This is a genomic window from Tardiphaga sp. (assembly GCF_044336785.1).
Classification (GTDB): Bacteria; Pseudomonadota; Alphaproteobacteria; order Rhizobiales; family Xanthobacteraceae; genus Tardiphaga.
Genome location: NZ_JBIIOT010000006.1, coordinates 15,263 through 28,123, shown reverse-complemented (window position 1 = coordinate 28,123; position 12,861 = coordinate 15,263). Strand labels below are relative to the sequence as shown.

Annotated in this window: 12 protein-coding genes; 3 read left to right on the top strand and 9 right to left on the bottom strand. The window is 62.0% G+C overall.

The window, feature by feature from the left end; translation table 11 throughout:
- Positions 1–36 precede the first annotated feature (36 nt).
- Positions 37–2,112: a pyridoxamine 5'-phosphate oxidase family protein gene (locus ACIQ2A_RS03150; RefSeq protein ID WP_398475662.1), complete on the top strand. Its 2,076-nt coding sequence runs from the start codon at positions 37–39 to the stop codon at positions 2,110–2,112.
- A gap of 161 nt (positions 2,113–2,273) precedes the next feature.
- On the opposite strand, the gene ACIQ2A_RS03145 is transcribed toward ACIQ2A_RS03150, so the two are convergent.
- From ACIQ2A_RS03145 to lepA, 4 genes are all read right to left on the bottom strand, one after another.
- Positions 2,274–3,497 carry an ABC transporter substrate-binding protein gene (locus tag ACIQ2A_RS03145; RefSeq protein WP_398475660.1) on the bottom strand — a complete coding sequence of 408 codons (1,224 nt, stop codon included), beginning with the start codon at positions 3,495–3,497 and terminating at the stop codon, positions 2,274–2,276.
- 110 nt (positions 3,498–3,607) lie between these two features.
- Positions 3,608–3,937, bottom strand: a complete 330-nt coding sequence (locus ACIQ2A_RS03140) for a type II toxin-antitoxin system PemK/MazF family toxin (protein ID WP_398475658.1) — start codon at positions 3,935–3,937, stop codon at positions 3,608–3,610.
- A complete protein-coding gene (locus ACIQ2A_RS03135) occupies positions 3,934–4,164 on the bottom strand; it encodes an antitoxin MazE family protein (protein ID WP_398475656.1) in 231 nt (76 codons plus the stop codon). The genes ACIQ2A_RS03140 and ACIQ2A_RS03135 overlap by 4 nt, the downstream gene beginning before the upstream one ends.
- 62 nt (positions 4,165–4,226) lie before the next feature.
- The gene (lepA, locus tag ACIQ2A_RS03130; protein ID WP_398475654.1) at positions 4,227–6,032 is read right to left on the bottom strand and encodes a translation elongation factor 4; all 1,806 of its coding nucleotides are present in this window, start codon (positions 6,030–6,032) and stop codon (positions 4,227–4,229) included.
- A gap of 187 nt (positions 6,033–6,219) precedes the next feature.
- Between lepA and ACIQ2A_RS03125 the strand changes: the two genes are divergently transcribed.
- Entirely contained in the window at positions 6,220–7,824 is a 1,605-nt protein-coding gene (locus ACIQ2A_RS03125) for a glycosyltransferase family 39 protein (RefSeq protein WP_398475652.1), read from the top strand.
- Positions 7,825–7,827: 3 nt separating this feature from the next.
- Here ACIQ2A_RS03125 and ACIQ2A_RS03120 read toward each other — a convergent pair whose 3' ends face one another.
- The 5 genes from ACIQ2A_RS03120 to ACIQ2A_RS03100 form a co-directional block, all read right to left on the bottom strand.
- Positions 7,828–8,103: an HPr family phosphocarrier protein gene (locus tag ACIQ2A_RS03120; RefSeq protein ID WP_398475650.1), complete on the bottom strand. Its 276-nt coding sequence runs from the start codon at positions 8,101–8,103 to the stop codon at positions 7,828–7,830.
- Positions 8,100–8,501 (bottom strand): PTS sugar transporter subunit IIA, encoded by a 402-nt coding sequence (locus ACIQ2A_RS03115; RefSeq protein WP_211911731.1) that lies wholly within the window; start codon positions 8,499–8,501, stop codon positions 8,100–8,102. Before ACIQ2A_RS03115 ends, ACIQ2A_RS03120 begins: the two co-directional genes overlap by 4 nt.
- A 191-nt stretch (positions 8,502–8,692) precedes the next feature.
- On the bottom strand, positions 8,693–9,163 hold the full coding sequence (locus ACIQ2A_RS03110; RefSeq protein ID WP_398475648.1) for an HPr kinase/phosphorylase: 471 nt from the start codon (positions 9,161–9,163) through the stop codon (positions 8,693–8,695).
- Entirely contained in the window at positions 9,160–10,965 is a 1,806-nt protein-coding gene (locus ACIQ2A_RS03105; protein ID WP_398475646.1) for a stimulus-sensing domain-containing protein, read from the bottom strand. The genes ACIQ2A_RS03110 and ACIQ2A_RS03105 overlap by 4 nt, the downstream gene beginning before the upstream one ends.
- A 148-nt stretch (positions 10,966–11,113) precedes the next feature.
- A complete protein-coding gene (locus tag ACIQ2A_RS03100; RefSeq protein WP_211911734.1) occupies positions 11,114–11,815 on the bottom strand; it encodes a response regulator transcription factor in 702 nt (233 codons plus the stop codon).
- Positions 11,816–12,031: 216 nt separating this feature from the next.
- On the opposite strand from ACIQ2A_RS03100, the gene ACIQ2A_RS03095 reads away from it, so the two are divergent.
- The gene (locus ACIQ2A_RS03095; RefSeq protein ID WP_398475643.1) at positions 12,032–12,772 is read left to right on the top strand and encodes a HugZ family protein; all 741 of its coding nucleotides are present in this window, start codon (positions 12,032–12,034) and stop codon (positions 12,770–12,772) included.
- Positions 12,773–12,861: the final 89 nt, after the last annotated feature.

Below are 12,861 nucleotides of genomic sequence, written 5' to 3'. Positions count from 1 at the left end.
GGCATATGTCCGGTGTCTCTTCGTGAGGATGGACCGATGGCAGAGCTGCAGTCGCTGACGAAACTCGATATCTGGCACGCCGGCGAGAAGGCGATCCAGCAGCAATTGGGCGTCTCTGATCAGATGGACGAGGTCGGCAAGCGCGTGGTGCGTGATTACATGCCGGCCCAGCATCGCGACTTCTATGCGCAGATTCCGTTCATCGCACTGGGCAGCGTGGATGGCGCCGGCGACGCCTGGGCGACATTCGCCATTGGCCAGCCTGGATTCATCTCGTCGCCGACGGCACAGTCACTCACCATCGACGCTCTGCGAGATCCCAGTGATCCCGCCAGCGCAGGTGTTCGCGAGGGCGACGCGATTGGGCTTCTCGGGATCGAGATGCATACCCGGCGACGAAACCGGGTGAATGGGATCGTCGGGCCATCGGTCGATGGTGCGATTCAATTCGACGTGGATCAAAGCTTTGGTAATTGCCCGCGTTACATCCAGCTCCGGGATTACGAGTTCGCCCGCGATCCGCGCGAGGCTTTCACGGGACATGTCGAAGAGAGCGCAATACTCGATGCGCATACGCGTGGCATGATCGAAGCGTCGGATATGTTTTTTGTCGCCTCCTATGTGGAGCGCGAGGATCGGCGGCAGGTCGATGTGTCGAGCCGTGGCGGCAGGCCTGGCTTTGTGCGCATCAATGACGACGGCACGCTCACCATCCCTGATTTTGCCGGCAACCTGTTTTTTGCGACGCTGGGCAATATCCTGCTGAACGGAAAAGCCGGCGTGATGTTCGCCGACTATGGGACCGGCGATGTCCTGCAGATGACGGGTGAGGCGAAGGTGGTGCTCGACTCGCCGGAGATTGCGGCATTTCAAGGGGCCGAACGCCTTTGGACGTTCAAGCCACGCCGCGTCATCGTCCGGCGCGGCGCGTTGGCGCTGCGTTGGTCGTCGCAGGTGACGGGTGCGTCGCCGGCGTCGCTGATGACCGGTGACTGGCAGCAAGCGGCCGATCGCCTGAAGGCAGCAGAGCTTGCGACCAAGTGGCGGCCATTCAAGGTCGCGCAGATTTTCGATGAGAGCGCAACGATACGGTCGTTTCATTTGCAGCCTGCCGACGGTGTCGGCCTCCTTCCACATCGGGCCGGTCAGTATCTTCCGATCAGGCTGTCGGTCGGTGGCGCGGACAAGATGACCATCCGAACCTATACGCTCTCGGTTGCGCCCTCCGATCACGCCTATCGCATCAGCGTGAAGCGCGATGGAGTGGTGTCGCAATGGCTACACGATCACATCAGGCTGGGCGATATCATCGAGGCGAGAGCGCCAGGCGGTGATTTCACCATCGATCCCACGGAGCCGGGGCCGGTGGTGCTCGTCGGTGCCGGCATCGGCATCACGCCGATGCTCGCAATGTTGAAACACGTGGTCTATGAGGGGCTGCGGAAGCGGAACGTGCGGCCCACGATCGTCGTTCAGGCGGCTCGTTCAAAAAAGGACCGCGCCTTCACGCGGGAGCTCGATGAACTAGAGCATGCGGCCGGCGGCGCGGTGCGCATTCTCCGGGTTCTCGGCGACGTCTCCGATGCTGAAGAGGTGGCCGATTATGACGCCGCGGGACGTGTCGATGCGGAGTTGCTGTCCCGCTTCATGCCGATCGAGGATTACGACGTCTATCTTTGCGGACCATCGCCATTCATGCAGGCGATCTATGACGGGCTGCGGGCACGCAACATCCCGGATGCACGTATTCATGCGGAAGCGTTCGGACCGGCGTCGCTGGTGCGCCAGCTGGACGGACAGGGCATGGCGGCGGAGCATTGGCCGCCGTCATCCGTGCCAGTGCATGTGGTGTTTACAGAATCCCTGAAGGAGGCGCGCTGGACGCGGGATTCAGGCACCCTGCTGGATCTGGCGGAGGCGCGAGGGCTGAGTCCCGATTACAGTTGCCGCGCGGGGAACTGCGGCACCTGCAGGGTAAAGCTACTGGCAGGCGCTGTCACCTATACGCAGGAGCCCACAGCCGCGGTCGCCGATGATGAAGTGTTGATCTGCTGTGCCGTTCCGGCGGCTTCTGAATGCGACGAAGCGAACCGCCTTCAGATCGCGCTGTAGTGGCCCGGTGGTCCTCACCTGCTCAGAGGCGGGCGCCAGTTGCATATAGCTCCGTCATGGCCGGGCCTGTCCCGGCCATCCACGTCTTTGCTGGATTGAGAAAGGCGTGGATACGCGGGACAAGCCCGCGCATGACGAAGCTAGACTGTGGACCACAAATCTCAGTCCTTCTTCACATACTGGCAGCCGCCGTCCTTCATCGGGCGGAATACCTGGTCACCGGGGACTTCGGCGAGGACCTTGTAATAGTCCCACGGATATTTCGACTCTTCCGGCTTCTTCACTTCCAGCAGGAACATGCTGTGCACCATGCGGCCGTCCTCGCGCAGCACGCCGTTGTCGGTGAACGCATCGCGGATCGGCGTTTCGCGCATCTTGGTGAGCACCGGCTTGGTGGCGCGGGTGCCGGCGGCCTGCACCGACTTCAGATAATGCAGCACGCCGCTATAGGTCGCGGCCTGGTTCATGGTCGGCATCCGCTTCATCTTGTCATAGAACTTCTTGCCGAAGGCGCGGGTGCGATCATTGAGATCCCAGTAATAGGCCTCGGTGATGATCAGGCCCTGGGCCATCTTGAGGCCGAGGGAGTGGATGTCCGAGATGAACATCACGATGCCCGCGAGCTTCTGGCCGCCGGCGACGATGCCGAATTCCGAGGCCTGCTTGATGGTGTTGATGGTGTCGCCACCGCCATTGGCCATGCCGACAATTTTTGCCTTGGACGACTGCGCCTGCAGCAGGAAGGACGAGAAATCCGCGGTGTTGAGCGGATGCTTGGAGCTGCCGACAATCTTGCCGCCGGCCTTGCGAATCACGTCGCCGGTGTCGCGTTCGATGGAATGGCCGAACAGATAGTCGGCCGTGATGAAGTACCAGCTATCGCCGCCCTGCTTGACGATGGCGCTGCCGACGGTCTGGGCATTGCCATAGGTGTCATAGGTCCAGTGCGCGGTATAGGGCGAACAGGATTTGCCGGTGATGTCCGATGACGCCGCATCGGTGACGATCATGATCTTCTCGAACTGCTTCGACATCTCCATTGCGGCAAGTGCCGTGGCGGAGGTCGGCAGGTCGATGATCATGTCGACGCCCTCGGCCTCGTACCATCGGCGCGCGATGGTCGCCGCCGCGTCGGCCTTGTTCAACGGATCGGCGGTGACGAGTTCGATCGGCTTGTCGAACATCTTGCCACCGAATTCCTCGATCGCGATCTTGGCCGCCTCGACATTCCCCTGGCCGCCGATATCGGCATAAACCGACGCGAAATCGGCAATGAGGCCGATCTTGAGCGGGGCGTTACTGGGTGTTGCGGGCTGCTGGGCGTGAGCGGTGCCGAAAAGCAGTGAGACGGCAAACGTCGCCGCCAGCGCACGATGCGCGGTCATGAAGTCCTCCCCGATTTTTCAAACGCGCCGTTTTCGGCGTCGTGGGGAGAGAATGCGGGGGAGCGGGCGGGGAGGCAAGGGGGAAATTGGGTGGCGACGTTTGGCTTCTTTTAGCGAGACAGCCCGAGGACCATCAGCAGAGCGCCGTTCAACTGATCGGATGTATTCTGGTCGATAACTCCGATCACTTGCCGGACACGCGAACGTGGGATCGCACTCAGCTTGTCCGTCATGATCTGTGACGGAAAATGCAGGCCATTAAATTGATCAGGTTGGACTACTGGACGGGTGAGTTTGAAGTCGGCGATGTCGGATGACATCGGGCAGACGAGCACCGCGCCGGTCTCGCCACCGAGCTCGTCGGCTTGAACGATGACAGCGGGACGTGGTTTGCCTATGTCGCCTTGCGCGACAATGAGCACCACATCCCCACGCTTCACCTCCAGCCATCCAGATCGCGCACCTCGTCGAGCCAAGCGTCGATCACGTCGTTCCCGGGATGTTGAGACAGCCGGGCGCCTTCGTCGCGGAGTTGGGCAAGAATTTGGGGATCGCGGAGGTCTGGTACCCAGTGTTGAACCGGACGTAGCCCTTGTGCCCGCAGCCGCGCGCGTTCCTCAGACGTGCGGGGAGACCTAAATCCTGGCTTGTTTAAGATCTTGGACATGCAGTGAATGTAGCACCTGGCATGAAAAATTCAACCGATGCGGGTAAATTCGCGCCGTCGCCTCAGCTATCCACCTTCAGCGCGGCAATGAACGCTTCTTGCGGGATGTCGACCTTGCCGAACTGCCGCATCTTCTTCTTGCCTTCCTTCTGCTTCTCCAGAAGTTTGCGCTTGCGGCTGATGTCGCCGCCATAGCACTTCGCGGTCACGTCCTTGCGCAGCGCGCGGACGGTTTCGCGGGCAATCACCTTGCCGCCGATCGCCGCCTGGATCGGGATGACGAACATGTGCGGCGGGATCAACTCCTTCATCTTCTCGACCATGGAGCGGCCGCGGCCTTCGGCGCGGGTGCGATGGACGAGCATCGAGAGCGCATCGACCGGCTCGGCGTTGACGAGGATCTGCATCTTGACGAGATCCGCGGCGCGGTAGTCGGTGAGGTGATAGTCGAACGAGGCGTAGCCCTTCGAGATCGACTTCAGGCGATCGTAGAAATCGAACACCACTTCATTGAGCGGCAGCTCATATTTCACCATCGCGCGGCTGCCGACGTAAGTGAGTTCTTTCTGATTGCCGCGGCGCTCCTGGCACAGCTTAAGCACAGAGCCGAGATATTCGTCGGGCGTGAGGATCGTCGCCTCGATCCACGGTTCGTGGATCTCCGCGATCTTCACCACATCCGGCATGTCGATCGGATTGTGGATCTCGATCTCGGTGCCGTCGGTCAGATACATGTGATAGATCACCGACGGTGCGGTGGCGATCAGGTTGAGATCGAATTCGCGGCTGAGTCGCTCCTGGATGATTTCCAGATGCAGCAGGCCCAGGAAGCCGCAGCGGAAACCGAAGCCGAGCGCGGCGGAGGTTTCCATTTCGAACGAGAACGATGCGTCGTTCAGGCGCAGCTTGCCCATGGCGCCGCGCAGCGTCTCGAAGTCGTCGGCATCCACCGGAAAGAGACCGCAGAACACGACGGGGACCGCGGGCTTGAAGCCCGGCAGCATCTCGGTGATCGGCTTCTTGTCATCGGTGATGGTGTCGCCGACGCGGGTGTCGGCGACTTCCTTGATGGCGGCGGTGATGAAGCCGATCTCGCCCGGGCCGAGTTCGTCCACATTGACCATCTTGGGCGTGAAGTAACCGACGCGCTCGATGTCATAGGCCGCGTTGGTGCCCATCATGCGGACGCGTGAGCCCCTCTTGAGCACGCCGTCGACGACGCGGACGAGCACGACGACGCCGAGATAGACGTCGTACCAGCTATCAACGAGCAGCGCCTTCAGGGTGGCATCGCGGTCGCCCTGCGGCGGCGGCAGGCGGTGGACGATGGCTTCCAGCACATCGGGCACGCCGAGACCCGTTTTCGCCGAGATCATCACCGCATCCGAGGCATCGATGCCGATGACGTCCTCGATCTGCTTCTTGACCTGGTCGGGCTCGGCGGCGGGCAGGTCGACCTTGTTCAATACCGGGACGATTTCGAGATTGGCATCGAGGGCGTGATAGACATTGGCCAGCGTCTGCGCTTCCACGCCCTGGGAGGCGTCGACCACCAGCAGCGCGCCTTCGCAGGCGGCCAGCGAGCGGGAAACCTCATAGGCGAAGTCGACGTGGCCGGGCGTATCCATCAGGTTGAAGATGTAATCCTTGCCGTCCTTGGCCTTGTAATGCAGGCGGACGGTCTGGGCCTTGATGGTGATGCCGCGCTCGCGCTCGATGTCCATCGAGTCCAGCACCTGCTCCTTCATCTCGCGCGCCTGCAAGCCGCCGGTGATCTGGATCAGGCGGTCGGCCAGGGTCGACTTGCCATGGTCGATATGGGCGACGATGGAGAAGTTGCGGACGTTCGAAATCGGGGAGGTTGTCATCCGCGCGGGATAGCATCCGGGCCCTGATGCGGCAACCGAAATGGGGCTTTTCCGGAGGTTTCACAAGGCCGTTCCCGGTTACAATTTCCTCAAGGCATTCTGATTTCACTCGCTGGGAAAACAGGCTAGGCAGAGCCTCATGAAAAGGCCCAAGTCTCCTCGCGCATCTTCCCCCATCGCTGCCCCCGTGAAACGCCGCAGCCTCGTTGCGAGGCTCCGCCGGGGTGCCGCGCGCGTGGTCGCCTGGGCGATCGATCCGCAGCTGGCGCCGGTGCTGGTGGTCGGCTTCACCATCGCGCATGCGGTGCTCTGGACCGCCATCCTGACCCAGGTGAAGGCGGCGCAGGACGTGCATTTCGACGTCTCGGAAGCCTATGCCTGGGGCCAGAAGTTCCTGCTCGGCTATGGCAAGCATCCACCGCTGTCGGGCTGGATCGCAGGCGTCTGGTTCAGCGTCTTCCCGACCACCGATTGGGCCTCCTATGCGCTGGCCATGGCCACGGTCGGTATCGGCATGATCGCCTGCTGGGCCATCGCGCTGCGCGTGGTCGATCATCGCCGGGCCTTTTTCGTGCTGGTGATGGTCGCGCTCTATCCGATCTTCAATTTCAAGGGTTTCAAGTTCAATGCCGATCTCGTGCAGCTGATCACCTTGCCGCTGCTGGTGCTGGCCTATCTGCATGCGTTCGAGAAGCGCACGATCCGCTCCGGCGTGCTGCTGGGCATTGCCGGTGCAGCGGCCCTGATGTGCAAATATTGGGTGGTGACAATGATCGGCGCCGTCGGCCTTGCCGCGCTGATCCATCCGCAGCGGATGCTGTTCCTGCGCTCACCGGCACCGTGGTTGGCCATCGTCACCATGGTGGCGGCGCTGCTGCCGCATATCGACTGGGTGCGTAGCGTCGAATATGCGCCCTTCCTTTATGCGAGCGGCCATTATGTGATTGCCTCGAAGTGGCAGAGTCTGCAGCTGGTCTGGGGCTATGTCGGACACAATGTCGCGCTGCTGCTTCTGCCGCTGGCGATTGCCGCAGCGGTGCTCGCCTGGGCGCCACGCTGGTGGTCACGGGCGGCGCGCGATCCACATGGCTTCGTGGTGCGCCCTTGGTCGATCCAGAACAATCCGTCCGTCAATCGCGATCAGGCGCTGAATATCTGGCTGCTCCAGGCCATCGTCGCCATTGGGCCGCCGATCGGGGCGCTCTTCTTCGATATCTACATCAAGACCGACTGGGGCATCTCGCTGTTCTTCCTGGTGCCGCTCGCTTTCATTGCGATCCCGTCACTGCGGATGCCGCGCGTGGCATTGCCTAGGATTGCGGCAGTATGGCTGCTGTTGTCGCTGATCACGCTGGGCCTTGCACCACAGATCGCGATTGCAAGCATGCCGCGCGACGCGAATGGCAATTTCGAACATGTGTCCTATTCGCAGCTCGCCAAACAGCTGACGGAGATGTGGCACACCCGTGCGCATGCGCGCTGGAGCGCGGTGGTCGGTTATGTCGAGGTGGCGGACCAGATGACGTTCTACAGCGTCGATCATCCGTTGCCCTTCGTGCCCAATGAAAAGGTCGGTTCCGGATTGCTGTCGTTCGAAGAGACCAAGCGCGCCGGCTATATCGGGATTTGCGATCCGGCCGATGCCCGGTTCGAGGCCTGCGAGACGTGGATGAAGGAGAATGCCGCGGGCGCGGAGCGCGTGGTGATCTCGACGCGCAGGTTCTTCCAGGGGCAGTCGGGAATTTCGTCGCGTTGGCACGTGTATTTCGTGCCGCCGGCCGGAGAGAAGTGAGGCTTACTCTTCGCCGAACTTGTCGATCACGAGCTGCGAGATGGCGTCCAGCGCTTCCTGAGCTTCCGGGCCTTTGGCTGTGACCACGATGCTGGTGCCGATACCGGCAGCGAGCATCATCAGGCCCATGATCGAGGTGCCGCCGACGGTCTCGCCATTGCGCGTCACGGTAATGTCGGCGCTGAACTTCTCCACCATCTGCACGAATTTGGCGGAGGCGCGGGCGTGGAGGCCACGCTTGTTGGTGATGGGCAGTTCGCGGGAGAGAGTGTCGCTCATTTGCCGGCGAGCACGCGGCTGGCGATGGTGACGTATTTGCGGCCAGCTTCCTGAGCCATGGCGATGGCGTCGGGGAGCGTGCGCTCTTCGCGGACCTTGGCGAGCTTCACCAGCATCGGCAGATTGATACCTGCGAGCACTTCGACCTTCGGCCGGCTCATGCAGGAGATCGCGAGGTTCGACGGCGTGCCGCCAAACATATCAGTGAGGATAGCAACGCCATCGCCGCTATCGACGCGGTTGACGGCTTCAATGATGTCGCTGCGACACAGATCGGAGTCATCTTCCGCTCCGATCGTCACGGCTTCGATTTGTTGTTGAGGACCCATTACGTGTTCGAGCGCCGCCTTAAACTCGTCGGCAAGGCGCCCATGGGTCACAAGTACCAGACCAATCATCGGAAACTCCTCGTGGACGCGTATGGTGCGCCGCACGAAAGCGCCACTTTGACCATCCAGAGCCCCCTTGCAAGGGGAGTCTTCGCGAAACTCCCTTAAAATACGACCTTTGTCGGGGGGAGCCTCAGGCGGGTCTCGTCGGTGGCGAGTGTGGGACTAATATGGTTACCAATTCCCTTCGGGCAATCGCGCTATGGTCGCAGCGACGATGTGCCCTCGGTTGTTGTCAGATGCGCCACCACTAATGGTAGCGGAGAGAAGCCGGATCCAACCGGGATTCGGGGAAGTTCAACGTTTTGAAGCCTGATTTGCAGCGCTTCCGGCTCCGGGAGCCGTGCCGCATCGGTCGCGTCTAGATCGACCACCAGCCCCACGATGGCGGCGGTGGCACAGTCGAGGCGCCTGATACCCAACCCGCGGATTTCCAGCAAGCCAACTAATTCAGGGGCCGGGCGAACCCGGAGCCGTCCGTCGTCGGTTGCTTCCAGAAAAGCACGGTCATCGGCTACCAGCATGGCTTCCGGGATCTGGCCGGACTGGGAAGCCAGGATCAGGTCGAACACCAGCCGCGATTTGCCGGAGCCGGATGGGCCCCGGATCAGCACCGCCCGGTCGCCCACGAGGACGGCCGACGCGTGGACGCTGATATGGGGGGCGGTCATGTGGCTGGCAACCGCACCACGAAGCGGGCGCCGAGCACCGGCACCTCGCCATCGGAACTGGCGGCGCCGATGCGGTTCTCGGCCCAGATGGTGCCGCCATGGGCTTCGACGATCTGTTTGGAGATCGACAGGCCGAGGCCGGAATTCTGGCCAAAGCCCTGATGCGGCCGGTCGGTGTAAAAGCGCTCGAAGATGCGCTCCAGCGCATCCGGGCCGATGCCGGGACCGTCGTCGTCTACCACGATCTCGATCTTCGCCTTCAGGCGGCGGCAGGCAATCCGCACCTTGCCACCGGGTTCGGAGAAGGATTGTGCGTTGGTGACGAGATTGGTGATGACCTGGCCGAGCCGCGAGTCATGGCCGGGCACGGAGAACGTATCGCTGGCCGCGCCTTCGAAACGGACCTCGACGCCGACATCGTGGCCGAGCTTGGTCTCGTTGGCGATGGCGGTCAGCGTATTCAACAGCGTGCGAATATTGACGGGGGCAACGTCGTTGCGCTGCAGCTCGGCATCGAGGCGGCTGGCGTCGGAAATATCCGAGATCAAACGATCGAGGCGGCGAACGTCGTGCTCGATCACTTCGAGCAAGCGGGCACGGCTGTTCTCATTTTTCGCCAGCGGCAGCGTTTCGACCGCGGAGCGCAGCGAGGTCAGCGGGTTCTTCAATTCGTGCGAGACGTCGGCGGCGAACATCTCGATCGCCTCGATGCGGTTATAAAGCGCACCGGTCATGTCGCGCAGCGCGCCTGAGAGATGGCCGATCTCGTCGCGGCGATCGGTGAAGTCAGGAATCTCGACGCGCGTGCGAATGCGGCGACGGACGCGCTCGGCACTGTCGGCGAGGCGACGCACCGGGCCGGCGATGGTCGAGGCGAGCAGCAGCGACAGCACGACCATGACCGCCATGGCGACGGCGAATACTTTCAGGATCGCGAGGCGCTCGGCAGTGACCATCTGGTCGATGTCGTCGCCCTGGGTGGAGAGCATCAAGGCGCCGTGCACGGCGCGGAAACGCTGCACGGGCACGGCGACCGAGACGATGACCTCGCCGCGCTCGTTGATGCGCACCATGCTGTTCTTGATGCCGCTCAGCGATTGCTGGACTTCCTGATAGCCATTGCCGTTTTCCGGACCGAGCTCGCGATAGAGCGGCAGGTCGCCGCGATTGAGCCAGGTACGGATGGCGATGGTGGTTTTTTCCAGCAGGCCCGGCTTCTCGGTGGTCGGCGGCGGCAGCTCGAAGCGCAGCACGTCGCCGCGGCCGTAAAGGCTGCGGCTGTCGAGCAGCAGCACGCCGTCGCGATCATAGATGCGCGCGCGGGTCTTGGTCGGCGAGATCAGCCGGCGCAGCACCGGGGCGACGCGCTCGGGATTGATTGGGAAATCGAGATTGTTGAATTCGTCCGGCGCGCCATAGCTCTCGCCCGGCTTGAGATCCAGCAGGCGATCGGGATCGATGGTGATGGTGTTGGTTTCAACCGTCGCGGATGCCGCAATGGCGCCGGCGATGATTTCCGCTTGCGTCAGCAAACTCTGCGCGCGTGCATCGATCAGGCCGGCGCGGAACTGCGAGAGATAGAGCACGCCGGCGACGAGGGCGCACAGGCCGGCAAGATTGAGCGAAACGATGCGGCGCGTCAGGCTCGAAAAGGTGAGCGTAACGAAGAACTGCCGGACACTGCGCAGCCAATCGAGCGGACGGCGCCAGCCGCCGGACGCGGTTTCGTCGGACGTATCGGAGTTGTGCGACGGTGAGCCGCCAGCGTCCCGTCGTCCATCAGGGAGCGTTCGATCCAGCAAAGTCTACACTGCCTGCTTGTTGTCGATGGCCATCATATACACCCGTCATTGCGAGGAGCGTAGCGACGAAGCAATCCAGTCTCTGGCCAAGATCTGGATTGCTTCGCTGCGCTCGCAATGACGGAGTAGGCGCAATGACGAAAGGCGATCAGGTTTCCTTGAAGCGGTAACCGACGCCGTACAGCGTCTCGATCATCTCGAAGTCGTCATCGACGACCTTGAACTTCTTGCGCAGGCGCTTGATGTGGCTGTCGATGGTGCGGTCGTCCACATAGACCTGATCGTCATAAGCGGCGTCCATCAGGGCGTTGCGGCTCTTCACCACGCCGGGGCGGGTAGCGAGCGCCTGCAGGATCAGGAATTCGGTGACGGTAAGGGTGACCGCCTCGTTCTTCCATGTGCACGTGTGGCGCTCCGGATCCATGCGCAGCAGGCCGCGATCGAGCGCCTTGGCGTCGGTCTCCTTCGGCGCAGCGGCCGGGTCCTTCGGCGCGGCACGGCGCAGCACGGCCTTAACGCGCTCGACCAGCAGGCGCTGGGAGAAAGGTTTGCGGATGAAATCGTCCGCGCCCATTTTCAGGCCGAACAATTCGTCGATCTCCTCGTCCTTCGAGGTGAGGAAAATCACCGGCAGGTCCGACTTCTGGCGCAGGCGGCGCAGCGTCTCCATGCCATCCATGCGAGGCATCTTGATGTCGAGGATCGCGAGATCCGGCTGGCTGGTGCGGAAACCGTCCAGGGCCGACGCGCCATCCGTATAGGTCATGATCCGATAGCCCTCGGCTTCGAGCGCGATCGATACGGATGTAAGAATGTTGCGGTCGTCGTCGACCAAAGCGATTGTGGGCATGAGCCTGCTTTCCGAAGCGGATGGTCTGTACGGCGGGGGATGGGATATTCCGCCGTATGAGGTGGCCTTAAGAACACAGTCAACCAGCAATGCAAGCTGGGCTGAAGTGTGGCCAAGTTCCATTAACGCCTGACATGGGCGCGGGTTCCATGTCTATATACGCCTCCTGCGACCTTGGGCAAAGTCGTTTTCGGCAATGATTATCGGGATTTAATGATGCAGCCGACAGATGATTTCGACCCCTCGCGCGTCACCCGGTCGCTGCTGCGCCGCAGCCGGCAAGGCGCGCTTGCAACCCTGACCGTCGAGGGCGGAGCGCCATATTGCTCCCTGGTGAACACTGCCAGCCATCCCGATGGCTCGCCGATTCTCCTCATTTCGCGACTGGCGCTGCATACGCGCAACCTGCTGGCTGATCCGCGGGTGTCGCTGATGCTGGATCAGAGAGCGCCGGGCGACCCGCTGGAAGGGGCCAGAATCATGCTGGGCGGGGAGGCCGAGGAAGCTGGTGAGGCCGAGCGCTCGTTGTTGCGCCGGCGCTATCTCGCCGTCCATCCCTCGGCGCAAGTATTTGTAGATTTTAAGGATTTTTCGTTCTTCCGGATCAAGCCGACATCGCTACACTTGGTGGCCGGGTTCGGCCGCATCATCGATCTCGCACCTGAGCAATATCTCACCGATCTCACTGACGCCGACAGTATGCTGGAGGCGGAGGCGGGGGCCGTTGAGCATATGAACGCGGATCACCGTGATGCGCTCAATCTCTACGCAACAAAACTGCTTGGCGCGGAAGCGGGCGATTGGCGCTGCACCGGCTGCGATCTGGACGGGCTCGATCTGCAGGACGGAATGTCGGCGGCGCTCCGGCTCGACTTTCCGCGGCGGATCGTCACGCCGATAGATTTGCGAAAGGTTCTCCGGGAACTGGCAGAGCAGGCCCGCACTTTGAACGGTTGAGCCATACCCATGGCCGTGCTTGGAATAAACCACGTCAGGCGACGAGTGCTTGGCTTTTCACATCTTCGTCACTATTAGATCGCCCGATC

What these genes read in the sequence shown, in the direction of transcription:
- ACIQ2A_RS03110 (WP_398475648.1), bottom strand. Translation starts at nt 9,163, where the DNA reads ATGACCGCCCCCCATATCAGCGTCCACGCGTCGGCCGTCCTCGTGGGC.
- ACIQ2A_RS03135 (WP_398475656.1), bottom strand. Translation starts at nt 4,164, where the DNA reads ATGTCCAAGATCTTAAACAAGCCAGGATTTAGGTCTCCCCGCACGTCT.
- ACIQ2A_RS03115 (WP_211911731.1), bottom strand. Translation starts at nt 8,501, where the DNA reads ATGATTGGTCTGGTACTTGTGACCCATGGGCGCCTTGCCGACGAGTTT.
- ACIQ2A_RS03100 (WP_211911734.1), bottom strand. Translation starts at nt 11,815, where the DNA reads ATGCCCACAATCGCTTTGGTCGACGACGACCGCAACATTCTTACATCC.
- ACIQ2A_RS03120 (WP_398475650.1), bottom strand. Translation starts at nt 8,103, where the DNA reads ATGAGCGACACTCTCTCCCGCGAACTGCCCATCACCAACAAGCGTGGC.
- ACIQ2A_RS03145 (WP_398475660.1), bottom strand. Translation starts at nt 3,497, where the DNA reads ATGACCGCGCATCGTGCGCTGGCGGCGACGTTTGCCGTCTCACTGCTT.
- lepA (WP_398475654.1), bottom strand. Translation starts at nt 6,032, where the DNA reads ATGACAACCTCCCCGATTTCGAACGTCCGCAACTTCTCCATCGTCGCC.
- ACIQ2A_RS03150 (WP_398475662.1), top strand. Translation starts at nt 37, where the DNA reads ATGGCAGAGCTGCAGTCGCTGACGAAACTCGATATCTGGCACGCCGGC.
- ACIQ2A_RS03095 (WP_398475643.1), top strand. Translation starts at nt 12,032, where the DNA reads ATGCAGCCGACAGATGATTTCGACCCCTCGCGCGTCACCCGGTCGCTG.